We start from the raw sequence: 23,487 nt of genomic DNA on the forward strand, positions 1-23,487 counted from the left end.
TCAAACGTCAATCTGGCATTCTTGTGGCTGTTCATCCGACGGGTTTCCTCTGTGAGTGCTGAAGCGTGGTAACTCCAGTCTCCCAGATGCCGTCGGGTGAACAACCTATTGCAACATCACAGCTAGGCCGCGCACCCACCCGGTTTCAAGCGGCTCGGGGCGATGCCGCGCAGCTCACTCCACCCGGCTCGAATCGCCCACCAGCTGGCTGAAACCACCATCGACGTAGATGATCTCCGCCGTGACGCCGGCAGACAGATCGGACAGCAGGAAAGCAGCGACGTTGCCGACGTCCTCGATGGTGACGTTGCGGCGGATCGGTGACACGTCGGCCACCAGATTGAGCAGCTTGCCGAAACCCTTGATGCCGCTGGCCGCCAGCGTCTTGATCGGGCCGGCGCTGATGCCGTTGACGCGCATGCCCTTGGGGCCCAGCGACTCGGCCAGGTAGCGCACCGAGGCTTCCAGGCTGGCCTTGGCCAGGCCCATGGTGTTGTAGTTGGGCACGGCGCGCACGGCACCCAGGTAGCTCAGCGTGAGCAGCGCCGACTTGTCGTTCAGGTAGGGCAGGGCCGCCTTGGCCATGCCGGGAAAGCTGTAGGCGCTGATGTCGTGCGCGATCTTGAATGCCTCACGCGACAGGCCGTCGAGGAAGTCGCCCGCGATGGCTTCGCGCGGCGCGAAACCGATGGCGTGCACGAAGCCGTCGAACTTCGGCCAGGTTTTCGAGAGATCGGTGAACAGCTTTTCGATCTGGGCGTCGTCGCCAACGTCGCAATCGAACACCAGGTTGGAGCCGAACTCGGCCGCGAACTCGGTGATGCGGTCCTTGAAGCGCTCGCCGACGTAGCTGAACGCAAGCTCGGCGCCTTGCGCGTGGCAGGCTTTGGCGATGCCGTAGGCGATGGACCGGTTGGACAGCACGCCCGTGATGAGAAAGCGCTTGCCGGCAAGAAAACCCATGAAACTGTCTCCAGAAAAAATTGCCTCAGAATTGTCGCATGCAGGTATCCCCCCGAATTCCCCGCAACACACTGGCCCGATGGGGCGCGGCGCTGCTGCTGGGGCTGGCGGGGCAGGCCACCTGGGCGGCGCACGGCTACGCGCTGTGGGGCGAGCTCAAGTACCCCGATGGCTTCACGCACTTCGACTACGTGAACCCGCAGGCGCCCAAAGGCGGCGAGCTGCGCCTGGTGAGCAACCTGCGGGTCTCCACCTTCGACAAATACAACCCCTTCACCCTGCGCGGCAGTGCACCGGCCTACCTCAGCGGGCTCATGTTCGACTCGCTGCTCGCGGGCGCGCTGGACGAGACCGGCGCTGCATACGGCCTGCTGGCCGAGGACGTGCAGGCCGCGCCCGATGGCCTGTCGGCCACCTTCCGCCTGCGCGACACAGCCAAGTTCCACAACGGCGACCCGGTGCTGGCCGCTGACGTCAAGCACAGCTTCGACACCCTGCTGGGCCCGCACACCTCGCCCGCGTACAAGACCATCCTGGCCGACCTGGCGGGGCTGGACGTGCTGGGCGAGCGCACCGTGCGTTTCCGCTTCAAGGTGCCCAATCGCGAGTTGCCGCTCACCGTGGGCAGCATCCCCATCTTCAGCCGGCAGTGGGGCAATGAGGTGGACCCGGCCACCGGTCAGCGCAAGACCTTCGACAAGGTCGTGATGGACGTGCCCATCGGCAGCGGGCCGTACAAGATCGGCCCGGTGAAGTTCGGGCGCGACATCACTTACGTGCGCGACCCGGGCTATTGGGCGCGCGACCTGCCGGTGCGCCGCGGTACTGCCAACTTCGACCGCATCACGGTCAAGATCTACAAGGACAACACCGCACGGCTCGAAGCGCTCAAGGCCGGCGAGTTTGACCTGATGCGCTTCTTCTCCGCCGGCGACTGGGCGCGCCGCGTCAACGGCCGCAAGTTCGACAGCGGCGAGCTGGTGAAGGGCGAGTTCACGCACAAGTTGCCCACGGGCTTTCAGAGCTACGTGCTCAACACCCGCCGCAAGCCGCTGGACGACATTCGCGTGCGCGAAGCCCTGGGTCTGGCGGTGGACTACGAGTGGATGAACCGCCAGATGTTCTACGGTGCGTACCAGCGCGTGCGCGGCCTGTTCGGCAACACCGCGTGCGCGGCCGAAGGAACACCCGGCCCCGACGAACTCGCCTTGCTGGAGCCAGGCCGCGCGCAACTGCCGCCAGCCGTTTTCGGCCCGATGTACGCCCCGCCGCGCACCGATGGCGAAAACTCGTTGCGAGGCAACCTGCGCAAGGCGCAGGCGCTGCTGCGAGAGGCGGGCTGGACGGTGCAGGAGGGCGTGCTCAGGAACGCGCAGGGCGAGCCGCTGGTGCTGGAGTACCTCGACAGCGCCGAGGTCGGCGCGCGCGTGGTGGCGCCCTGGATCCGAAACCTGCAAAAGCTCGGCGTCACGCTGCGTTTCCGTCCGGTCGATTTCGCGCTCTACCAGCAGCGGTTGCGCAGCTTTGACTTCGACATCATCTCGCTGGCCTTCCAGGGCACGCACAACCCGGGCTCGGAATACGCCGACATCTTCGGCAGCGAGGCCGCGAAGACGCCGGATTCGGGCAATTACAGCGGCCTGGCGAACCCCGCGGTGGACCGGATCATCACGCGCATGGTGGGGGCCAAGACGCAGCCCGAGTTCCAGGCCGCATGCCGCGCGCTGGATCGCGCCATCAGCCACAGCCACGTGCTGATCCCGCAGTGGTCAGCCTCGACGCATCGCATGGCCTACAACGCCTGGCGGCTGCAGCGCCCCGCGACCATGCCCCCTTACGCGTCGGGTGAAGCCTGGGCCATCGACACCTGGTGGGCGGCCCCACCCCGAAAGGACTGACGCGCCATGTGGGTCTACATCCTCAAGCGCCTGCTGCTCATGCTGCCCACGCTGTTCGGCGTGTTGCTGATCACCTTCGTGGTGATTCAGTTCGTGCCCGGCGGGCCGGTGGAGCAGTACCTGGCCGAGGCGCGTGCGGCCGCCGGCACCGGGGCCGAAGGTGGCTCGGTGTACCGGGGCGGGCAGGGCGTGGACCCGCAACGCATCGAGCAGATCAAGGCGCTCTACGGCTTCGACAAGCCCGCGCATGAGCGCTTCTTCGAGATGCTGGGCCGCTTTGCACGCTTTGACCTGGGCACCAGCTTTTTCCAGAACAAGCCGGTCGGCCAGCTCATTCTGGAGAAGCTGCCGGTGTCGATCAGCCTGGGGCTGTGGACCTTTCTCATCAGCTACGGTGTGGCGGTGCCACTGGGTGTGGCCAAGGCGGTGCGTGCTGGCACGCGCTTCGATCTCGTGACCACGCTGCTCATCCTCGTCGGCTACGCCATCCCCGGCTTCGTGCTCGGCGTGGCGCTGCTGGTCATCTTCGGTGGCCAGTTGCAGTGGTTTCCGCTGCGCGGACTCACCTCGTCCAACTGGGAAGAGCTGAGCTGGGGTGCGCGCATCGTCGACTACCTCTGGCACATCACGCTGCCCGTCACGGCCATGGTGCTGGGCAGCTTCGCCGTCACGGCCATGCTCACGAAGAACGCTTTCCTCGAGGAGATACGCAAGCAGTATGTGATGACCGCGCGCGCCAAGGGCCTGGGCGAGCGCCAGGTGCTGTGGAAGCACGTGATGCGCAACGCGATGATTCCCATCGTCACCGGCTTTCCGGCGGCCTTCATTGGCGCCTTCTTCACCGGCGCGCTGCTGATCGAGACCCTGTTCTCGCTCGATGGCCTGGGCCTGCTCAGCTACGAGAGCGTGATCCGGCGTGACTATCCGGTGGTCATGGGCACGCTGTTCCTGTTCACCCTGATCGGCCTGGTCACCAAGCTGATTTCCGATCTTTGCTACGTGTGGGTCGACCCGCGCGTGAAGTTCGACTGATGGCTCCCACCCCCTCGATCAGCCCCGGCCGCCGCGCGTGGCAGCGCTTCAAGCGCAACAAACTCGGCTACTGGAGTCTGGTGGCCTTCTGCGTGCTGTTGGTGGCCAGCCTGTTTGCCGAGATGCTGTCGAACGACCGGCCGCTGGTGGTGCGCTACGAAGGTCAGACCTACTTCCCCGTCGTGCAGGAACTGCCGGAGACCGTGTTCGGCGGCGACTTCGAGACCCCCACCGACTACCTGGACCCCTTCATCCGCGAGCAGGTTACCAAGGGAGACAACTGGGCGCTGTACGCGCCCAACCCGTACGGCTCCCAAACCATCAACTACTTTGCCGAGATGCCCAACCCCTCGGGTCCGAGCCGCGCCAACTGGCTCGGCACCGACGACCGCGGGCGCGACCTGCTGGCTCAGCTGATCTACGGTTTTCGCGTGAGCGTGCTGTTCGCGCTCGCGCTCACGGCCATCGGCGTGGTGCTGGGCATCGTCACCGGTGCCATCCAGGGTTTCTTCGGTGGCAAGACGGACCTGGCCTTCCAGCGCTTCATCGAGATCTGGGGCGCCATGCCCGAGCTCTACCTGCTGATCATCTTTTCCGCCGTGTTCGCACCCAGCGTGGGGCTGCTGCTCATCCTGCTCAGCCTGTTCGGCTGGATGGGCCTGTCCGACTACGTGCGCGCCGAGTTCCTGCGCAACCGCCAGCTCGACTACGTGCGCGCCGCGCGCGCCATGGGCCTGAGCAACGCGCAGATCATCTGGCGCCACATCCTGCCCAACAGCCTCACGCCAGTGGTCACCTTCCTGCCGTTTCGCATGAGCGCGGCCATCCTGGCTCTCACCTCGCTCGACTTTCTGGGCCTGGGCGTGCCGCCCGGCACGCCCTCGCTGGGCGAGCTGCTGAGCCAGGGCAAGAACAGCATCGACGCTTGGTGGATTTCGCTCTCCACCTTCGGCGTGCTGGTGCTCACGCTGTTGCTCCTCACCTTCATGGGCGATGCGCTGCGCGACGCGCTCGACCCGCGAAAGGCCGACCGATGAGCGCTGCGCCCCTGCTTGACGTGCGCCAGCTGCGCGTGGCCTTTGGTGGCAAGCCGGTGGTGCACGGGATGGATTTTTCCATCGCGCCCGGTGAAAAGCTCGCCCTGGTGGGCGAATCGGGCTCGGGCAAAACCGTCTCCGCGCTCTCGTTGCTGCGCCTGGTGGTCAACGCCGAGGTGAGCGGCAGCGCCATGCTCGGCGGGCGCGACTTGCTGGCGCTGAGCGAGCGCGAGCTGCGCGGCGTGCGCGGCGACGAGGTGGCCGTGATCTTCCAGGAGCCGATGACCGCGCTCAACCCGCTCTACACCGTGGGCAACCAGATCGCCGAGGTGCTGCAGTTGAAGCGCGGTCTCAGCGCTGCACAGGCCAGGGCAGGCGTGGTGGAACTGCTGGCGTCCACCGGCATTCCCGAGCCCGAGCGCCGTGCTGGCGCCTACCCGCACCAGCTCAGCGGCGGCCAGCGGCAGCGGGCCATGATCGCCATGGCGCTGGCCAGCCAGCCGAAGCTGCTGATCGCCGACGAGCCCACCACCGCGCTCGACGTCAGCCTGCGTGGGCAGATCCTCGATCTGTTGTCAGACCTGCAACGGCAGCATGGCATGGCGGTGCTGATGATCACGCACGACCTCAACCTGGTGCGCCGCTTTGCCGACCGCGTGGCCGTGATGGAGAGCGGCCAGTTGGTGGAGCAGGGCACCGTGGCCACGGTGTTCGAGCACCCGCAGCACGCCTACACGCGCAAGTTGCTGGCCAGCAAGCCCGAGCGTGCGGTGGACGACACCCCTGCCGGTGACGAGGCGCCCGTGATGCGGGCCGAGGGGCTGCGCGTGAGCTACCCGGTGCCGCTGCCCGGTCTGCGGGGCTGGTTCCGCCGTGGGCGCTTCGTGGCGGTGCAGGGCGCCGATCTGTCCGTGCCACCCGGGCGCACCCTCGGCGTCGTGGGTGAATCCGGCTCGGGCAAGAGCACGCTCGCACTGGCGGCGCTGGGCCTGTTGCCCTTCGAGGGCCGGCTCGCCGTGGCCGGCACCGGCTGGGACGAAGCCCGCCGCGCCAAGGCCCTGCGTGCGCTGCGCCAGCGTGTTCAGGTCGTGTTCCAGGACCCGTTTTCCTCGCTCTCGCCGCGCCTGACGATCGAGCAGATCGTGGGCGAGGGCCTGCACGTGCACCGTCCCGACATCACGCCCGCGCAGCGCCGGGAGCGTGTGTGTGCGCTGCTGGTCGAAGTGGGGTTGGCCGATACGCCCGACGCCGCGAGCGTGCTGCTGCCGCGCTACCCGCACGAGTTTTCGGGCGGCCAGCGTCAGCGGCTGGCGATCGCGCGCGCCCTTATCGTCGAGCCGCAACTGCTGGTGCTCGACGAGCCCACCAGTGCGCTCGACGTGACGGTGCAGAAGCAGGTGCTGGGCCTGCTGCAGCGGCTGCAGCGCGACCGGGGCCTGAGCTACCTGCTCATCACGCACGACGTGGACGTGATCCGCGCCATGGCGCACGAGGTCATCGTCATGAAGGACGGCGCCATCGTCGAACGCGGCCCGGCACTGGATGTGCTCGGCACGCCACAACACCCCTACACGCAGCTGCTGGTGCAGGCGGCGGCTTGACCCAGGTCAGCCCCGCACCACGGATGCCGGGCCACAATGGTCGTGTCACACCGTCAGCCGATGTCCGAACCCGCGCCCATCACGATCACGTCGCCTTTGCACTGGCTCGCCCTGGGCTGGCGCGACCTGTGGGCACACCCGGTGCCGGGGCTGTTGCACGGCGCGCTGATCGCCCTGTTCGGTGGTGCCTTGCTGCTGTTGGCGCACGAGCGCTTCTGGCTCCTGGCCGGTGCTTTCTCGGGCTTTCTCATCGTCGCGCCGATCCTGGCGACCGGTCTGTACGCGGTGAGTCGCGCGCTGGCCGTGGGCCGGCGCCTGCCGCTGCGCGAAGTGCTGGACGTTTGGCGCTCGCGCGACCCCCGGCTGGTTCGCTTCGGCCTGCTGCTGGCCCTGGCCGGCACGGGCTGGGTGCTCACCTCGGCCGGCCTGATCACCCTGGCCGCGCCCGCGCCGGTGGAAAAACCGGTCGACTTCCTGCGGGTGGTGGTGCTGGCGCCGCAGGCGGGGCTGTTCGAGGTCTGGCTGCTGCAGGGCGCACTGCTGGCCGCACCGGTGTTTGCCAGCACCGTGGTGGCCCTGCCGATGCTGGTGGACCAGCCCGTGCCGGTGCACCAGGCGGTGGGCGCCAGCTGGCGCGCCGTGGCCAACCACCCGGCGGTGCTGGTACTCTGGGCGCTGCTGCTGGCGGTCATCACCGCCCTGGCGATGCTGTTGGCCCTGGTCGGGCTGGTGGTGGTCATTCCCTGGTTGGCCCACGCCAGCTGGCACGCCTACCGCGATCTGGCGGGGCGCTGAGCCATGCAACCGGGCACCCTCTGGGGCTACACCGAGGCGCAGATCGCCCAGTTCGGCCTGACCTTCGGTGTCGGCGCCTTCATCCTGTACATGCTGTTCATCGTCTTCAACCTGGCGCGCGAATCCAAGGCCGGGCGCTTCGGCACCTTTGTGCTGTTCATGGTGCTGTCCTTCGGGATGCTGGGTTTTCTGGCCAAGAACCTGATCCAGTGGCTGCTGGGCATGTGAAGAAAGCTGGCTCGCGGCTTGCTTGAGGGGGTTTGAGCGGCTACAATGTGCGCTTCACGACCAAATGGGCGGGTTACTACCGGCCCATTTTTTTTGGCCGGGCGGGAAACCGATGCCGGCTTGACGCGTTACTCCATGGGCTGGCAAGACACCGTCGCACAAACCGTGGCCGGACTCGGCTTCGATCTGGTGGACCTCGAAAGGTCCGCCGGCGGCTTGCTGCGCGTGACCATCGACTGGCCCTGGACGCCGCCGGCCGATGGGCAGCCCCTGCCAACCGAGCAGTTCGTGACGGTGGAGGACTGCGAGCGCGTCACCCGCCAGTTGCAGTACGCGCTGGAGGTCGAAGGCATGGAGTACCGCCGCCTCGAAGTGGGCTCGCCGGGCATCGACCGCCCGCTGCGCAGCGAGAACGATTTTCGCCGCTTCGAGGGCCAGGTGGTCGACATCACGCTCAAGGCGCCGTTGGGTGCCAACACGGCGGTGGCGGCCAACCGCAAGAAATTCCGCGGCACGCTGGAGCGTGTCGAAGGCGCGCAAGCGGGCGCCGGGCAGTGGCAGATCGTGTGGAGCGATGAGCCGCCCGTCAAGCCAGGCCAGCGCGTGAGCAAGAAGCGCGAGCCAGCGCCGCTGCAGGCGTTGGGCTTCACGCTGGACGAGATTGCACAGGCGCGGCTGGCGCCGATCGTGAATTTCAAGGGGCGTGGCGCCCCCGGCGCCTGAGGCGCTGTCGGAACAAGACCAAGGATCGAACTGGAAAGGTGGGCTGAACGATGAACCGCGAAATGTTGATGCTGATCGATGCCATCTCGCGCGAGAAGAACGTCGAGCGCGACGTGGTGATGAGCGCGGTCGAGCAGGCCCTGGCCTCGGCGACGAAGAAGCTCTACAAGGGTGAGGTCGACATCCGCGTGGCCATGGACCCGGACACCGGCGCCTACGAAACCTTCCGCCGTTGGCTGGTGGTGCCCGACGAGGCTGGCCTGCAGAACCCCGATGCCGAAGAACTGCTCTCCGATGCCCGCGACGAGATCGCCGACATCGAGGAAGGCGACTACATCGAAAAGCCGGTGGAGAGCGTGCCGATCGGCCGCATCGGCGCCATGGCCGCCAAGCAGGTCATCCTGCAAAAAATCCGCGATGCCGAGCGCGAAATGCTGCTCAACGACTTCATGTCGCGCGGCGACAAGATCTTCGTCGGCACCGTCAAGCGTCTCGACAAGGGCGACCTGATCGTCGAGAGCGGCCGCGTCGAAGGCCGCTTGAAGCGCGGCGAAATGATCCCGAAGGAAAACTTCCGCACCGGCGACCGCGTGCGCGCCATGATCATGGAAGTCGACCTGACGCTGCGCGGCGCGCCCATCCTGCTGTCGCGCTCCGCGCCCGAATTCATGATCGAGCTCTTCCGCCAGGAAGTGCCCGAAATCGAGCAGGGCCTGCTCGAGATCAAGAAATGCGCCCGCGACCCGGGCTCGCGCGCCAAGATCGCCGTGCACACCAACGACCGCCGCATCGACCCGATCGGTACCTGCGTCGGCGTGCGTGGTTCGCGCGTGAACGCCGTCACCAACGAACTCGCGGGTGAGCGCGTGGACATCGTGCTGTGGTCGGAAGACCCGGCGCAATTCGTCATCGGCGCGCTCGCGCCGGCCAATGTGGTCTCCATCGTCGTGGACGAAGAGCGCCACGCCATGGACGTCGTGGTGGACGAAGAGAACCTCGCCATCGCCATCGGCCGCGGCGGCCAGAACGTGCGTCTGGCCAGCGAACTCACCGGCTGGCGCATCAACATCATGACGGCCGACGAGTCCGCGCAGAAGCAGGCCGAAGAGGCCAGCGGCATCCGCGAACTGTTCATGTCCAAGCTCGACGTGGACCAGGAGATCGCCGACATCCTGATCGAAGAGGGCTTCACCAGCCTCGAAGAAGTGGCCTACGTGCCGCTGCAGGAGATGCTGGAGATCGAATCCTTCGACGAGGAAACCGTCAACGAACTGCGCACCCGCGCCAAGGACGCCCTGCTCACGATGGAAATCGCGCGCGAGGAAAACGTCGAAGAGGTGTCCCAGAACCTCAAGGACCTCGAGGGCATCACGCCCGAGCTCATTGCCAAGCTGGCCGAGGCCGGCGTGCATACCCGCGACGATCTGGCCGATCTCGCCACGGACGAGCTGACCGAGATCACCGGCCAGTCGGAAACGGAAGCCACCGACCTGATCATGAAAGCCCGCGCGCATTGGTTCACCGGTGACGAAGCGCAGTCGCAATCCTGATCACGGAGGCCCACGGAGCACAGCACACATGACCAGTACCACCGTCGCCGAATTCGCCGCCGAATTGAACAAACCCGCCGCCGTCCTGCTGGAGCAGCTCTCCGCAGCCGGTGTGAGCAAGTCCGCCCCGACCGACCCGATCACCGAGTCGGACAAGCAGCGCCTGCTCGGCCACCTGAAGGCTGCGCACGGCACGGCCGGGGGCGAGCGCAAGAAGATCACGCTGGTGAAGAAATCCACCTCCGAGATCAAGCAGGCCGATGCCATGGGGCGTGCCCGCACCATCCAGGTGGAGGTGCGCAAGAAGCGCACCTTCATCAAGCGCGACGACGAAACGGTGGCAGCGCCGCCGACCGAAGTGGAGGCCGCCGAGCCGGCCGCGCCGGTGATCGACAGCGCCGAGCTCGCACGTCGCGAGGAAGAGGCCCGTCGCCAGGCCGAGCTGATCCGCCGCCAGGAGGAAGAGCTCGCGGCCAAGCGCGCTGCACGAGAGGCCGAGGAAGCGCGCGCAGCTGCTGCCGAGGCCGCTGCTGCCCAGGCCGCCGAAGCCGCTGAAGCCGCCGAGGCTGCCGCTGCGGCGGTCAAGGCCACCGCCGAAGCGCCCGCTGCCGAAGCCGCTGCACCCGCGCCCACGGCCAAGGCCGTCAAGGTGAAGGGGCCCGACAAGGAGGCCGCTGCGAAGGCCGCAGCTGAAAAGGCCGCCGAAGACAAGAAGGCCGAGGATGCGCGCGCTGCCGAACTGCTGGAGCGTCGCCGCAAGGCCGAGGCCGAAGCTGCGAACATCCGCGCCATGATGGCCGCGCCCGCGCGCACGCTGGTGGCCAAGAAGCCCGAGCCGGCGCCCGACGCCAAGGCGGGCCTCAAGGGCACGCTGCACAAGCCTGCCGGCACGCCCACCAAGGCACCTGGCACGGCAGCGCCGGCCGCGGCCGCCGCCGGTGGCAAGAAGGAGGTCAAGTCCGAGAACCTCTCGTCGACCTGGAAGGACGACGCCGCCAAGAAGAAGGAAATCAAGACCCGCGGCGACACCAGCTCGGGCCGCAGCAACTGGCGCAGCGGGCCGCGTGGTGGCGGTGGTCGTCGTGGCGATCGCGGCGATTCGCGCGATGGTCAAGGCGGCTTCCAGGCCCCGGCCGAATTCAAGCAGCTTGAAGTGCACGTGCCCGAGACCATCACGGTCGCGGAACTCGCCCACAAGATGGCGGTGAAGTCGTCCGAGGTCATCAAGCAGCTCATGAAGCTGGGCCAGATGGTCACGATCAACCAGTCGCTCGACCAGGACACCGCGATGATCGTGGTGGAAGAACTCGGCCACAAGGCGGTGCAGGCTGCCCTGGACGACCCCGAGGCGTTCACCGAAGAGGAAGTGCAGGGCCAGCAGGCCGATGCGCTGCCGCGCGCCCCGGTGGTTACCGTGATGGGCCACGTGGACCACGGCAAGACCTCGCTGCTGGACTACATCCGCCGTGCGAAGGTGGCTGCTGGCGAAGCCGGCGGCATCACGCAGCACATCGGCGCCTACCACGTGAACACGCCGCGTGGCATGGTCACCTTCCTGGACACCCCGGGCCACGAGGCTTTCACGGCCATGCGTGCCCGCGGTGCCCAGGCCACCGACATCGTGATCCTGGTTTGCGCGGCCGACGACGGTGTCATGCCGCAGACCAAGGAAGCCATCAAGCACGCCAAGGCGGCCGGGGTGCCGATCGTCGTGGCCATGACCAAGGCCGACAAGCCCGAAGCCAACATCGAGCGGGTGAAGTCCGAGCTCGTGGGTGAACAGGTGGTGCCTGAGGAATTCGGTGGCGAGTCGCCTTTCGTGGCGGTCTCGGCCAAGACGGGCCAGGGCATCGACGACCTGCTGGAGCAGGTGCTGCTGCAGGCCGAGGTGCTGGAGCTCAAGGCCCCGGTGGATGCCATGGCCAAGGGTCTGGTAATCGAAGCGCGCCTGGACAAGGGCCGCGGCGCCGTGGCCACCGTGCTGGTGCAAAGCGGCACGCTGCGCGTGGGCGACGTGGTGCTGGCGGGCCAGACCTCGGGACGCGTGCGCGCCATGCTCGACGAAAACGGCCGCAACGCCAAGGAAGCTGGCCCCTCCATTCCGGTGGAGATCCAGGGTCTGGCCGAAGTGCCGCAAGCCGGTGACGAGTTCATGGTGATGGCCGACGAGCGCCGTGCGCGCGAGATCGCCACCTACCGTGCAGGCAAGTACCGCAGCACCAAGCTGGCCAAGCAGCAGGCCGCCAAGCTGGAGAACATGTTCTCCGACATGGCCGCTGGCGAGGTCAAGACGCTGCCGATCATCCTCAAGGCCGACGTGCAGGGTTCGCAGGAGGCGCTGGCCGCCGCGCTGCTCAAGCTCTCGACCGAAGAGGTGCGCGTGCAGATGGTGTACGCGGGCGTGGGCGGCATCAGCGAGAGCGACATCAACCTCGCGATCGCCTCGGGCGCCGTGGTCATCGGCTTCAACGTGCGCGCCGATGCCGGTGCGCGCAAGCTGGCTGAAGGCAACGAGATCGACCTGCGCTACTACAACATCATCTACGACGCGGTGGACGAGTTGAAGGCGGCCATGTCCGGCATGCTCGCCCCCGAAAAGCGCGAAGAGATCATCGGCATGGCCGAGATCCGCACGGTGTTCGTGGCGTCCAAGATCGGCACGGTGGCGGGCTGTATGGTCACCTCCGGCATGGTCACGCGCTCGGCGCATTACCGCCTGCTGCGCGACAACGTGGTGGTGCACACCGGCGAGCTCGAGTCGCTCAAGCGCCTCAAGGACGACGTGCGCGAGGTCAAGGAAGGCTTCGAGTGCGGTATCAAGCTGCGCAACTACAACGACATCAAAGAGGGCGACCAGCTCGAGTTCTTTGAGGTCAAGGAAGTGGCGCGCACGCTGTAAGGCGGGCGCACCGGAGAAGGCCCATGCCCCGCAAGGCGTCGTCCGTACCCAACCGCGGCTACCGCGTGGCCGACCAGATCCAGCGCGATCTGGCCGAGCTGATCGCGCGCGAGTTGAAGGACCCGCGCGTGGGTATGGTCACGCTCAACGCGGTCGAGGTCACGCCCGACTACGCGCACGCCAAGGTCTTCTTCAGCCTGCTCACCGGCAACCCCGAGGAAACCACCGAAGGCCTCAACGCTGCGGCCGGCTTCCTGCGTAGCGCGCTGTTCAAGCGCCTGCACATCCACACCGTGCCCACGCTGCATTTCGTGTTCGACCGCACCACCGAGCGTGCAGCCGACATGAACGCCTTGATCTCCAAGGCTGTGGCTTCGCGTTCCAAGAACGAGGACTGAGCATGGAGCGCCAACGCACGAGGGTGCAACGGCGCCCCGTGCATGGGGTGCTGCTGCTCGACAAACCGCTGGGGTTTTCCAGCAACCAGGCCTTGCAAAAGGCCAAGTGGTTGCTGCGCGCCGAAAAGGCCGGTCACACCGGTACGCTGGATCCGCTGGCCAGCGGCGTGCTGCCGTTGTGCTTCGGTGCGGCCACCAAGTTCAGCCAGCTTCACCTGGACGCCGACAAGACCTACGAGACCACCGTGCGCCTGGGCGTGCGCACCACCACGGCCGACGCCGAGGGCGACGTGATCGACACCCGCGCGGTGACTTGCAGCGTGGGCCAGGTGGTCGAGACGCTGGATCGCTTCATGGGCGAGATCGACCAGGTGCCGCCCATGCACAGCGCGCTCAAGAAGGACGGCAAGGCGCTGTACGAGTACGCGCGCGACGGCGAAACCGTGGAGCGCGATGCGCGCCGCGTCACCATTCACGACATCGAGCTGCTGCACATGCAACTCGATGGCGATGCACCGCAGCTGCGCCTGCGTGTGGTGTGCAGCAAGGGCACCTACATCCGCACGCTGGGCGAAGACATCGGCGAAGCCCTGGGCTGCGGCGGCCATCTCATCGCGCTGCGCCGCGTAGCGACCGGCCCGTTCGATGTGGCCGACGCGGTCACACTCGACGCACTCGAGGCCATGAGCGAGACCGACCGCGTCGACGCACTGCTGCCCGTGCAAGCCTTGCTCGCGGGTCACGAGCGCGTCACGCTCGACGCCGAGCATGCGGGCCGCTTCCTGAGCGGCGTGCGCCGCCGCGGCGACTGGCCCGACCGCGAGCGCGTGGCCGTCTTCGGCCCACCGCCGCACCCCGATTCCCCCCCTGTCTTGCTGGGCAGCGCCCACACCAAGGCGGGTGAACTCATCCCGGGCCGCTTGCTGAGCCCGACCGACATCCAGCAAATCGCAGACCTCACCGAGGCACACGCATCATGACCAGAGCCATCCGCAACATCGCCATCATCGCCCACGTCGACCACGGCAAGACCACCATGGTCGACCAGCTCCTGCGCCAGTCGGGCACCTTCGCCGAGCACGAGAAGGTGGTCGACACCGTGATGGACAACAACGCCATCGAGCGCGAGCGCGGCATCACCATCCTGGCCAAGAACTGCGCCGTGAGCTGGAAGGGCACGCACATCAACATCGTCGACACCCCCGGCCACGCGGACTTCGGCGGCGAGGTGGAGCGCGCGCTGTCCATGGTCGACGGCGTGCTGCTGCTGATCGACGCGCAGGAAGGCCCGATGCCGCAGACGCGCTTCGTGACCAAGAAGGCGCTGGCCCTCGGCCTCAAACCCATCGTGGTGGTGAACAAGGTCGACAAGCCCGGTGCCAACTGCGACAAGGTGGTCAACGCCGCGTTCGATCTGTTCGACAAGCTGGGCGCCACCGACGAGCAGCTCGATTTCCCCGTGGTTTATGCCTCGGGCATCAACGGCTGGTCTTCCCTGGTGGAAGGCCCGGCGGGCGAGCAGTGGGGCCCCGACATGTCGGCCCTGTTCGACACCGTGCTCAAGCACGTGCCGGCCCAGAAGGGCGACCCGAACGCACCGCTGCAGCTGCAGATCTCGGCGCTCGACTTCTCCACCTTCGTCGGCCGCATCGGCGTGGGCCGCATCAGCAACGGCACCATCCGCCCCGGCATGGACGTGCTGGTGGCCGAGGGCCCGGAAGGCAAATCGTACAAGGGCCGCATCAACCAGGTGCTGACCTTCCAGGGCCTGGACCGCGTGCAGGCCACCGAGGCCGGGCCGGGCGATATCGTGCTGATCAACGGCATCACCGATATCGGCATCGGCGTGACGGTGACCGACATCGACAAACCGATGCCGCTGCCCATGCTGAAAGTGGACGAGCCGACGCTGACGATGAACTTCTGCGTCAACACCAGCCCGCTGGCCGGGCGCGAAGGCAAGTTCGTCACCAGCCGCCAGATCTGGGACCGCCTGCAGAAGGAACTGCAAAGCAACGTGGCCCTGCGCGTGAAGGAAACCGACGAAGACGGCGTGTTCGAGGTCTCGGGCCGCGGCGAACTGCACCTGACCATCCTGCTGGAGAACATGCGCCGCGAAGGCTACGAGCTGGCCGTGAGCAAGCCGCGCGTGGTGTTCAAGGAGATCAATGGCGAACGCCACGAGCCGATCGAGCTGGTGACGGCCGACGTGGAAGAGCAGCACCAGGGCGGCGTGATGCAGGCCCTGGGCGAGCGCAAGGGCGAACTGGTGAACATGGAACCCGACGGCCGTGGCCGTGTGCGACTGGAATACCGCATTCCGGCGCGCGGCCTGATCGGTTTCACCAACGAATTCCTCAACCTCACGCGCGGCTCGGGCCTGATCTCCAACATCTTCGACGGCTACGAGCCGCACAAGGGTGAGGTGGCCGCACGCAAGAACGGCGTGCTCATCAGCATGGACGACGGCGAGATCTTCAACTACGCGTTGGGCAAGCTTGACGACCGCGGCCGCATGTTCGTCAAGGCCAACGACCCGGTGTACGAGGGCATGATCGTCGGCATCCACAGCCGCGACAACGACCTGGTGGTCAACGCCACGCGCACCAAGCAGCTCACCAACTTCCGTGTGAGCGGCAAGGAAGACGCGATCAAGATCACGCCCCCGATCCAGCTCACGCTGGAGTACGGCGTGGAGTTCATCGAGGACGACGAGCTGGTCGAGATCACGCCCAAGAGCATCCGCCTGCGCAAGCGCTTCCTGAAAGAGCACGAGCGCAAGCGCGCCTCGCGGGAAGCCTGACCCGACCATGCCGTTTCGCGCGCTCAGTCGCCTGACGCACACCCAGGCCGTGTTCCTGATGGTCGCGGTGACCCTGATGTGGTCCATCGCGGGCGTGGTGTCGCGCCAGCTCGAATCGGCCGCGCGCTTCGAGGTCACCTTCTGGCGCAGCGCGTTCACCGCGCTGTCGCTGCTCATCATCCTGCCGCTGTGGCGCGCGGCCGACCGCGCCAACGGCGTGCTGTCGGACGACGCGGGGCAGGGCGTGCTGCAACGCCACTGGGGCGTGCTGCCACGCTCGCGCGCCTTCTGGGTCAGCGGGGTGTGCTGGAGCGTGATGTTCACCGCCTTCATGCTGGCGCTGACCTTCACCACCGTGGCCAACGTGCTGATCGTCATGTCGTTGGGCCCGCTGCTGACCGCGCTGGTGGCGCGCTTCACCATCGGGCAGCGGCTGGCTCCGCGCACCTGGGCCGCCATCGTGGCCGCGGGCGCGGGCATCGTCTACATGTACGGCAGCCAGTTCCTGCAGGCCTTTGCCGACCCAGCGTTCGACACCGCCAACCTGATCATCGGCTCGCTCACCGCGCTGTGCGTGCCCATCGCGGGCGCCATCAACTGGACGGTGGTGCAGCGCAGCCAGACCCACGGCGAGAAGATCGACCTCGTGCCCTCGGTGCTGCTGGGCGGCGTGATTTCGTCGCTGGTCACCTTGCCGCTGGCCATGCCGTTCGCCGCCACCGGCAGCGACGTCGCCTGGCTCGCGCTGCTGGGTCTCGTGCAACTGGCCATTCCCTGCGCGCTGGCGGTGGTCTGCGCGCGTTCGCTCAAGGCGCCCGAGGTGTCGTTGCTGGCACTGCTCGAAGTGATCTTCGGCATCCTGCTGGCGTGGGTGGGCGCCGGTGAGGCGCCGGGCACCGCGGTGCTGATCGGCGGCACCGTGGTCATCGGCGCGCTGTTCACCAACGAGTTGCTGGGCTGGCGCTCGCGCGGCGGCACCCCGCGCATCCAGACGCTGCAAGCCAGCCAGAACACCGATTGAGTTTTCCCGAGGAGAAGTGATCATGTCGTCGCCCGAGCCCACCGTCATCGTCGAAGTGCAAGGCCGTGTCGGCCTCATCACCCTCAACCGGCCCAAGGCGCTCAACGCGCTCTCGCTGGAGATGATCCGCACGCTCAGCACCACGCTGCTGGCCTGGCGGGAAGACCCGGGCGTCATCGCGGTGGCCATCCGTGGCAACGGCAAGGAGGGCCCGTTCGGCGCCTTCTGCGCCGGTGGCGACATCCGCTTCTTCCACCAGGCCGCACTCGCGGGCAACCCCGAGCTCGAGGACTTCTTCACCGAGGAATACGCGCTCAACCACCTGATCCACACCTACCCCAAGCCCTACATCGCCTTCATGGACGGCATCTGCATGGGCGGCGGCATGGGCATCAGCCAGGGCGCGAGCCTGCGTGTGGTCACCGAGCGCAGCAAGCTCGCCATGCCCGAGACCAACATCGGCCTGTTCCCGGACGTGGGCGGCGGCTACTTCCTGAGCCGTTGCACCGGGCGCCTGGGCGAGTACCTGGCGCTCACCGGCCACGTGCTGCAGGGCAAGGACGCCATGGCCGCCGGACTGGCCGACGGCTTCATCGAATCGGGCCGGCTGGTGGGTTTGTGGACCACCCTCAGCACCACGCCCTTCGAAACCGGCGAGGCCGTGCAGCGCTGGGTCACCAACCACCTGCAGACCACCGCACCCAAGGCCCCCTGGCCCGCGGCCGAGATCGACCGCATCTTCACCCAGACGAAAGTGCGCGAGATCGTCGCCACCCTGGAAGGCACCGACAGCGACTGGGCGCAAGCCACCGCCAAGGTGCTGCGCCAACGCTCGCCGCTGATGCTGCACGTGGTGCTGGAACAGATCCGCCGTGCCCGCAAGCTCGGCCTGGCCGACGATCTGCGCATGGAACGCGGTCTGGTGCGCCGCTGCTTCCACCTGCGCCCTGGCGCCGCCAGCGAAACCGTCGAAGGCATCCGCGCCCTTGCGGTCGACAAAGACCACGCCCCCAAGTGGAACCCGGCCCGCATCGAAGACGTGACGCCTGCCGAGGTGGCCGCGTTCTTCGAGCCGCCCTGGCCGGCGCACGCGCACCCGTTGGCGCATCTGGGCTGAGCCGAATCCGTTGGGGCTGCCCCTCAGCGGTTGCGGCTCTTCATCGCCCGCTCCACCTCGCGCTTGCCTTCGCGTTCCTTGATGGTGTCGCGTTTGTCGTGCTCGCCCTTGCCTTTGGCCAGGGCGATCTCGCATTTCACGTGGCCGCCTTTCCAGTGCAGGTTCAGCGGCACCAGGGTGAAGCCTTTTTGTTCCACCTTGCCGATCAGGCGCTGGATCTGTTCCTTGTGCAGCAGCAGCTTCTTGGTGCGCACGGAATCGGCCGTGACATGAGTGCTGGCGGTGCGCAAGGGGTTGATCTGGCAGCCGATAAGGAAGAGCTCACCGTCGCGGATGACGACGTAGCCGTCGGTGAGCTGCACCTTGCCTTCGCGCAGCGCCTTCACCTCCCAGCCTTGCAGCACCATGCCCGCTTCGAAGCGCTCCTCGATGGCGTAGTTGAACAACGCCTTCTTGTTGTCGGCGATGCGGCTGTCGCCCGCGGTGGGCTTGGATTTCTGGGTGGTGGCCATGGGGTTCTGTGTGGGGCCATACATGGGGCGATATGGCCTTCTTTGCAAGGCCACCTAGAATCGTCGCGGCCTTGCATGTGCCCCCGCCAACGGTGCGGCGCACCGCGCAAGGACCGGCGATTGTATGAAAACCATTCACAAGTCCGTGCTGTTGTGGCACAGCGCGCACGAGATGTTTGCGCTCGTGACCGACGTGCAGCATTACCCGCAGTTCCTGCCCTGGTGTGACCGGGGCGACGTGCTCGAGCGCAGCGAGCAGGGCATGGTGGCGCGCGTGGGCATGGCCATCGCGGGCCTGCAGCAGAGCTTCACCACCCGCAACCGGCATGTGGAGGACCGCGAGGTCTTCATGGAGCTGGTCGACGGCCCGTTCTCCGCGCTCGATGGCCACTGGAAGTTCACCCCCCTGGGCGACGGCAGCCAGCGCGCCTGCAAGGTGGAGTTCACGCTGCGCTACGGTTTTGGCAGCAGCGCGCTGGGTGCGGTGGTGGGCCCGGTGTTCGACCGCATCGCCGGCAGCCTGGTGGACGCGTTCGTCAAGCGCGCCGACGAGGTCTACGGGGCGGGATGAGCATGCAGGTCGTGCTGGTGTTTTCCCCCGCCGCGCGCGAAGTGCACGAGGCCGAACTCGATCTGCCCGACGGCACGACGGTGGCCGATGCGCTACGCGCCAGTGGCTGGCTGGAGCGGTTCAAGGACGTTGAAGGCCTGAGTCTGGCGATATGGGGTCGTCGCTGCGCAGGGACGCACGTGCTGCGCGAGGGTGACCGCCTGGAATTGCTGCGCCCGCTGCGCGTGGACCCAAAGGTGGCGCGGCGCGAGCGCTTCACCGGGCAGGGCGCGCGTTCCGCCGGTCTGTTCGCCAAGCGGCGTCCGAATTCGAAAGCCGGCTACTGAAGCAATCCGGCCGGCCAACCCCTGCCGGGCGCTGCGCCCTGGGTGCGGTCAGGAGCAGTCGCTGCGAATGGCCGACTCGATGCGCTGCATTTCCGCAGCACGTGCCTTGTCATCCAGAACCTCGCGCTCGCCCTTGGCATTGGTGGTGACGATGCGCATGCCCGACTCCAGGGCACCCTTGCTCTTGCGGGCGCGCTCGCAGTTCTCGGCACGGGCACGGGCGATGCGCTGCTCTTCGGCCTTGCGTTTGGCTTCTTCGGCCGCCTCTGCCTGCTTCTTGCGGGCTTCGAGTTCGGCGTCCTTCTCGGCCACTTTGGGTGTGGCTGGCGCGGCCGGTGCGGCGGCGGTGGTGCCGCCAGTGGGCGCCGCCTCGGCGGGCGCTGTTGCAGCCATGGGCGATGCGCTGTTGCCCGGGCGCTTGATGATGTTCTTGTCGGGAATGCTGGCCGGCGGGGCGGTGTCGCTGAACACCTTGCGCCCGCTGTTGTCAACCCAGCCCCATTGGGCCCAGGCGACTGCAGGCAGCGTCAAGGCGAAAGCCAGGGCGAGCGTTGCGCGGGCCGCGTGGCGATAGGGGTGAGGAGAGGTCTTTTTCAGCATCCGCGCAGTGTAGTGCCGGCCCCCGCACAGGGGCCAGAATGCGCCGCCAAAGCGCAGCCACGGCGCAACGGACGGCGTTGTCCCCCTCCCAAGTAGCACTTAGGGCCGCGGGTACAATGCCGTTTTTGGAGATATCCCCCATGCGCCTCCTCGGCAACGCGCTCACCTTTGACGACGTTTTGCTGGTGCCCGCGTACTCCCAGGTCCTGCCCAAGGACACCTCGCTGGCCACCCGTTTCTCCCGCAACATCCAGCTCAACCTGCCTCTCGTGTCCGCGGCAATGGACACCGTCACCGAGGCCCGCCTGGCGATCGCCATCGCGCAAGAGGGCGGCATGGGCATCATCCACAAGAACCTCAGCGCCGCCGAGCAGGCCGCGCAGGTGGCCAAGGTCAAGCGCTACGAAAGCGGCGTGCTGCGCGACCCGGTGGTGATCACCTCCGACACCACGGTGCGCCAGGTCATGAAGCTCTCCGACGAGCTGGGCGTCTCCGGCTTTCCGGTGGTGGATGCAGGCAGGGTGGTGGGTATCGTCACCGGGCGCGACCTGCGTTTTGAAACCCGCTACGACCTGCCCGTGCGCGAGATCATGACGCCGCGCGAGCGTCTGATCACCGTGCCAGACGGCACCACGCCCGAAGAAGCGAAAGCGCTGCTCAACAAGCACAAGCTGGAGCGCCTGCTGCTTGTCAACGACGCCTTCGAGCTCAAGGGCCTGATCACGGTGAAGGACATCACCAAGCAGCTCAACTTCCCCAACGCCGCGCGCGACGCCGCGGGCCGCCTGCGCGTGGGCGCGGCGGTGGGTGTGGGCGAGGGCACCGAGGAGCGCGTCGAAGCCCTGGTCAAGGCCGGTGTCGACGCCATCGTGGTCGACACCGCGCACGGCCACAGCCGCGGCGTGATCGAGCGCGTGCGCTGGGTCAAGCAGAACTACCCGCAGGTGGACGTGGTGGGCGGCAACATCGCCACCGGTGCCGCCGCACTGGCACTGGCCGAGGCCGGGGCCGACGCGGTCAAGGTCGGCATTGGCCCGGGCTCCATCTGCACCACCCGCATCGTGGCGGGCGTGGGCGTGCCGCAGATCATGGCGGTGGATAACGTGGCCACCGCGCTGCGCGGGACCGACATCCCGCTGATCGCCGACGGCGGCATCCGCTACAGCGGCGACATTGCCAAGGCCATCGCGGCCGGCGCCAGCACCGTGATGATGGGTGGCATGTTCGCCGGCACCGAAGAGGCGCCGGGCGAGGTCATCCTCTACCAGGGCCGCAGCTACAAGAGCTACCGCGGCATGGGCTCCATCGGCGCCATGCAGCAGGGCAGTGCCGACCGCTACTTCCAGGAAAGCAGCACCGGCAACCCCAACGCCGACAAGCTCGTGCCCGAGGGCATCGAAGGCCGCGTGCCCTACAAGGGTTCGGTCGTCGCCATCCTGTTCCAGCTTGCGGGTGGTGTGCGTGCCAGCATGGGCTACTGCGGCTGCGCCACCATCCAGGAGATGAAGGAGCGCGCCGAGTTCGTGCAGATCACGGCCGCCGGCATGCGCGAGAGCCACGTGCACGACGTGCAGATCACCAAGGAAGCCCCGAACTACAGGGCGGACTGATCCCCGCCGCCCCGCAGGCCGTCCCCGCGACGGCCTTTTTCATTCCAGACCGCCCCGCAGACCACCATGCAGCACGACAAGATCCTCATCCTCGATTTCGGCTCCCAGGTCACCCAGCTCATTGCGCGCCGCATCCGCGAGGCGCACGTGTACTGCGAGGTGCACCCCTGCGACGTGAGCAGCGAGTGGGTGCGCGAGTTCGCGGCCGACGGGCACTTGAAGGGCATCGTGCTCTCGGGCAGCCACGCCAGCGTGTACGAGGTGGACGACAAGGCGCCCGAGGCGGTCTACGAGCTGGGGATTCCGGTGCTGGGCATCTGCTACGGCATGCAGACCATGGCACAGCAGCTCGGTGGCAAGGTGGAAGGCTCCAACACCCGCGAGTTCGGCTACGCCGAGGTGCGCGCGCGCGGCCACACCGCGCTGCTCAAAGACATCGCCGACTTCCACACCCCCGAAGGCCACGGCATGCTCAAGGTGTGGATGAGCCACGGCGACAAGGTGACCGAGCTGCCGCCAGGCTTCAAGCTCATGGCCAGCACCGACAGCTGCCCCATCGCCGGCATGGCCGACGAGTCGCGCCGTTTCTACGCGGTGCAGTTCCACCCCGAGGTCACGCACACCGTGCAGGGCCGGGCGATGCTCGAGCGCTTCGTGCTGCAGATCTGCGGCACCAACCCCGACTGGGTGATGCGCGACCACATCGCCGAGGCGGTGGAGAAGATTCGCGCGCAGGTGGGCGACGAGGAGGTGATCCTGGGTCTGTCCGGCGGGGTCGATTCGTCGGTGGCCGCCGCGCTGATCCACCGCGCCATCGGCGACCAGCTCACGTGCGTGTTCGTGGACCACGGCCTGCTGCGCCTGAACGAGGGCGACATGGTGATGGACATGTTCGCCGGGCAGCTGCACGCGAAGGTGGTGCGTGTCGATGCCGCCGACCTGTTCCTGGGCAAGCTCGCCGGCGTGAGCGACCCCGAGCAGAAGCGCAAGATCATCGGCGGCCTATTCGTCGACGTCTTCAAGGCCGAAGCCGCCAAACTCACTTCAAGTGATGCATCAAAAAAAGGTGCCAAGTGGTTGGCACAAGGGACAATTTATCCTGACGTCATCGAGTCAGGCGGCGCCAAGAGCAAGAAGGCCGTCACCATCAAGAGCCACCACAACGTGGGCGGCCTGCCCGAGCAGCTGGGCCTGAAACTGCTGGAGCCGCTGCGCGACCTGTTCAAGGACGAGGTGCGTGAACTGGGCGTCGCGCTGGGCCTGCCGCACGACATGGTCTACCGCCACCCCTTCCCGGGCCCGGGCCTGGGCGTGCGCATCCTGGGCGAGGTGAAGAAGGAATACGCCGACCTGCTGCGCCGCGCCGATGCCATCTTCATCGAGGAACTGCGCTCCACCCTCGAGCCCCACAGCGGCAAGAGCTGGTACGACCTGACCAGCCAGGCCTTCACCGTGTTCCTGCCGGTCAAGAGCGTGGGCGTGATGGGCGACGGCCGCACCTACGACTACGTGGTGGCGCTGCGCGCCGTGCAGACCAGCGACTTCATGACCGCCGACTGGGCCGAGCTGCCGTACGCGCTGCTCAAGAAGGTCAGCAGCCGCATCATCAACGAGGTGCGCGGCATCAACCGCGTGACCTACGACGTGAGCTCCAAGCCGCCGGCGACGATCGAGTGGGAGTGAAATCAGGTCCTTCGGGGACTATCGCCAGGTATCGAAAAACCGCTGTAACGTGTTGATTTAGAAGGAAATACGTCATGGCAGTTATCGGTGGCTATCGCCGGCCAGCAAAACGGGTTGACG

The 23,487-nt window shown here is 67.1% G+C and carries 21 protein-coding genes; 18 read left to right on the forward strand and 3 right to left on the reverse strand.

What is annotated here, in order from left to right; translation table 11 throughout:
• Positions 1-174 precede the first annotated feature (174 nt).
• Positions 175-963: an enoyl-ACP reductase FabI gene (fabI, locus tag M3149_RS20200; protein ID WP_251711250.1), complete on the reverse strand. Its 789-nt coding sequence runs from the start codon at positions 961-963 to the stop codon at positions 175-177.
• Between the two features lie 38 nt (positions 964-1,001).
• Between fabI and M3149_RS20205 the strand changes: the two genes are divergently transcribed.
• From M3149_RS20205 to M3149_RS20270, 14 genes are all read left to right on the forward strand, one after another.
• On the forward strand, positions 1,002-2,861 hold the full coding sequence (locus M3149_RS20205; protein ID WP_251711251.1) for an extracellular solute-binding protein: 1,860 nt from the start codon (positions 1,002-1,004) through the stop codon (positions 2,859-2,861).
• Positions 2,862-2,867: 6 nt separating this feature from the next.
• A complete protein-coding gene (locus tag M3149_RS20210; protein WP_251711252.1) occupies positions 2,868-3,893 on the forward strand; it encodes a microcin C ABC transporter permease YejB in 1,026 nt (341 codons plus the stop codon).
• Entirely contained in the window at positions 3,893-4,930 is a 1,038-nt protein-coding gene (locus M3149_RS20215) for an ABC transporter permease (protein WP_251711253.1), read from the forward strand. The genes M3149_RS20210 and M3149_RS20215 overlap by 1 nt, the downstream gene beginning before the upstream one ends.
• Positions 4,927-6,531, forward strand: coding sequence for an ABC transporter ATP-binding protein (locus M3149_RS20220; protein WP_251711254.1), 1,605 nt, complete (start codon positions 4,927-4,929; stop codon positions 6,529-6,531). Before M3149_RS20215 ends, M3149_RS20220 begins: the two co-directional genes overlap by 4 nt.
• A gap of 60 nt (positions 6,532-6,591) precedes the next feature.
• Positions 6,592-7,326, forward strand: coding sequence for a DUF2189 domain-containing protein (locus M3149_RS20225; RefSeq protein ID WP_251711255.1), 735 nt, complete (start codon positions 6,592-6,594; stop codon positions 7,324-7,326).
• A gap of 3 nt (positions 7,327-7,329) precedes the next feature.
• Entirely contained in the window at positions 7,330-7,554 is a 225-nt protein-coding gene (locus M3149_RS20230; RefSeq protein ID WP_251711256.1) for a DUF2788 domain-containing protein, read from the forward strand.
• A 135-nt stretch (positions 7,555-7,689) separates the two neighbouring features.
• Entirely contained in the window at positions 7,690-8,277 is a 588-nt protein-coding gene (gene rimP / locus M3149_RS20235; RefSeq protein ID WP_251711271.1) for a ribosome maturation factor RimP, read from the forward strand.
• 50 nt (positions 8,278-8,327) lie between these two features.
• Positions 8,328-9,827: a transcription termination factor NusA gene (gene nusA / locus M3149_RS20240; RefSeq protein ID WP_251711257.1), complete on the forward strand. Its 1,500-nt coding sequence runs from the start codon at positions 8,328-8,330 to the stop codon at positions 9,825-9,827.
• A 28-nt stretch (positions 9,828-9,855) separates the two neighbouring features.
• Positions 9,856-12,726, forward strand: a complete 2,871-nt coding sequence (infB, locus tag M3149_RS20245; protein ID WP_251711258.1) for a translation initiation factor IF-2 — start codon at positions 9,856-9,858, stop codon at positions 12,724-12,726.
• A gap of 23 nt (positions 12,727-12,749) precedes the next feature.
• Positions 12,750-13,124, forward strand: a complete 375-nt coding sequence (gene rbfA, locus M3149_RS20250; RefSeq protein ID WP_251711259.1) for a 30S ribosome-binding factor RbfA — start codon at positions 12,750-12,752, stop codon at positions 13,122-13,124.
• Between the two features lie 2 nt (positions 13,125-13,126).
• On the forward strand, positions 13,127-14,104 hold the full coding sequence (truB, locus tag M3149_RS20255; RefSeq protein WP_251711260.1) for a tRNA pseudouridine(55) synthase TruB: 978 nt from the start codon (positions 13,127-13,129) through the stop codon (positions 14,102-14,104).
• Entirely contained in the window at positions 14,101-15,927 is a 1,827-nt protein-coding gene (gene typA, locus M3149_RS20260; RefSeq protein ID WP_285887366.1) for a translational GTPase TypA, read from the forward strand. The genes truB and typA overlap by 4 nt, the downstream gene beginning before the upstream one ends.
• 7 nt (positions 15,928-15,934) lie before the next feature.
• Positions 15,935-16,948 (forward strand): DMT family transporter, encoded by a 1,014-nt coding sequence (locus M3149_RS20265; protein ID WP_251711261.1) that lies wholly within the window; start codon positions 15,935-15,937, stop codon positions 16,946-16,948.
• Positions 16,949-16,970: 22 nt separating this feature from the next.
• On the forward strand, positions 16,971-18,065 hold the full coding sequence (locus M3149_RS20270; RefSeq protein ID WP_251711262.1) for an enoyl-CoA hydratase/isomerase family protein: 1,095 nt from the start codon (positions 16,971-16,973) through the stop codon (positions 18,063-18,065).
• Between the two features lie 23 nt (positions 18,066-18,088).
• Here the strand turns inward: M3149_RS20270 and smpB are convergent, their stop codons facing one another.
• The gene (smpB, locus tag M3149_RS20275; protein ID WP_251711263.1) at positions 18,089-18,577 is read right to left on the reverse strand and encodes an SsrA-binding protein SmpB; all 489 of its coding nucleotides are present in this window, start codon (positions 18,575-18,577) and stop codon (positions 18,089-18,091) included.
• A gap of 124 nt (positions 18,578-18,701) precedes the next feature.
• Here smpB and M3149_RS20280 point away from each other — a divergent pair, with 124 nt between their 5' ends.
• Positions 18,702-19,148, forward strand: a complete 447-nt coding sequence (locus M3149_RS20280; protein WP_251711264.1) for a type II toxin-antitoxin system RatA family toxin — start codon at positions 18,702-18,704, stop codon at positions 19,146-19,148.
• Entirely contained in the window at positions 19,145-19,474 is a 330-nt protein-coding gene (locus M3149_RS20285; RefSeq protein ID WP_353056830.1) for an RnfH family protein, read from the forward strand. Before M3149_RS20280 ends, M3149_RS20285 begins: the two co-directional genes overlap by 4 nt.
• 48 nt (positions 19,475-19,522) lie before the next feature.
• On the opposite strand, the gene M3149_RS20290 is transcribed toward M3149_RS20285, so the two are convergent.
• Positions 19,523-20,074: a DUF4124 domain-containing protein gene (locus tag M3149_RS20290; protein ID WP_251711265.1), complete on the reverse strand. Its 552-nt coding sequence runs from the start codon at positions 20,072-20,074 to the stop codon at positions 19,523-19,525.
• 140 nt (positions 20,075-20,214) lie between these two features.
• Between M3149_RS20290 and guaB the strand changes: the two genes are divergently transcribed.
• Both guaB and guaA read left to right on the forward strand, forming a co-directional pair.
• Positions 20,215-21,684, forward strand: a complete 1,470-nt coding sequence (gene guaB / locus M3149_RS20295) for an IMP dehydrogenase (RefSeq protein ID WP_251711266.1) — start codon at positions 20,215-20,217, stop codon at positions 21,682-21,684.
• Between the two features lie 66 nt (positions 21,685-21,750).
• Positions 21,751-23,367, forward strand: a complete 1,617-nt coding sequence (guaA, locus tag M3149_RS20300; RefSeq protein ID WP_251711267.1) for a glutamine-hydrolyzing GMP synthase — start codon at positions 21,751-21,753, stop codon at positions 23,365-23,367.
• Positions 23,368-23,487 lie beyond the last annotated feature (120 nt).

This window comes from Hydrogenophaga intermedia (genome assembly GCF_023715105.1).
GTDB classification, from domain to species: Bacteria; Pseudomonadota; Gammaproteobacteria; order Burkholderiales; family Burkholderiaceae_C; genus Hydrogenophaga; species Hydrogenophaga intermedia_A.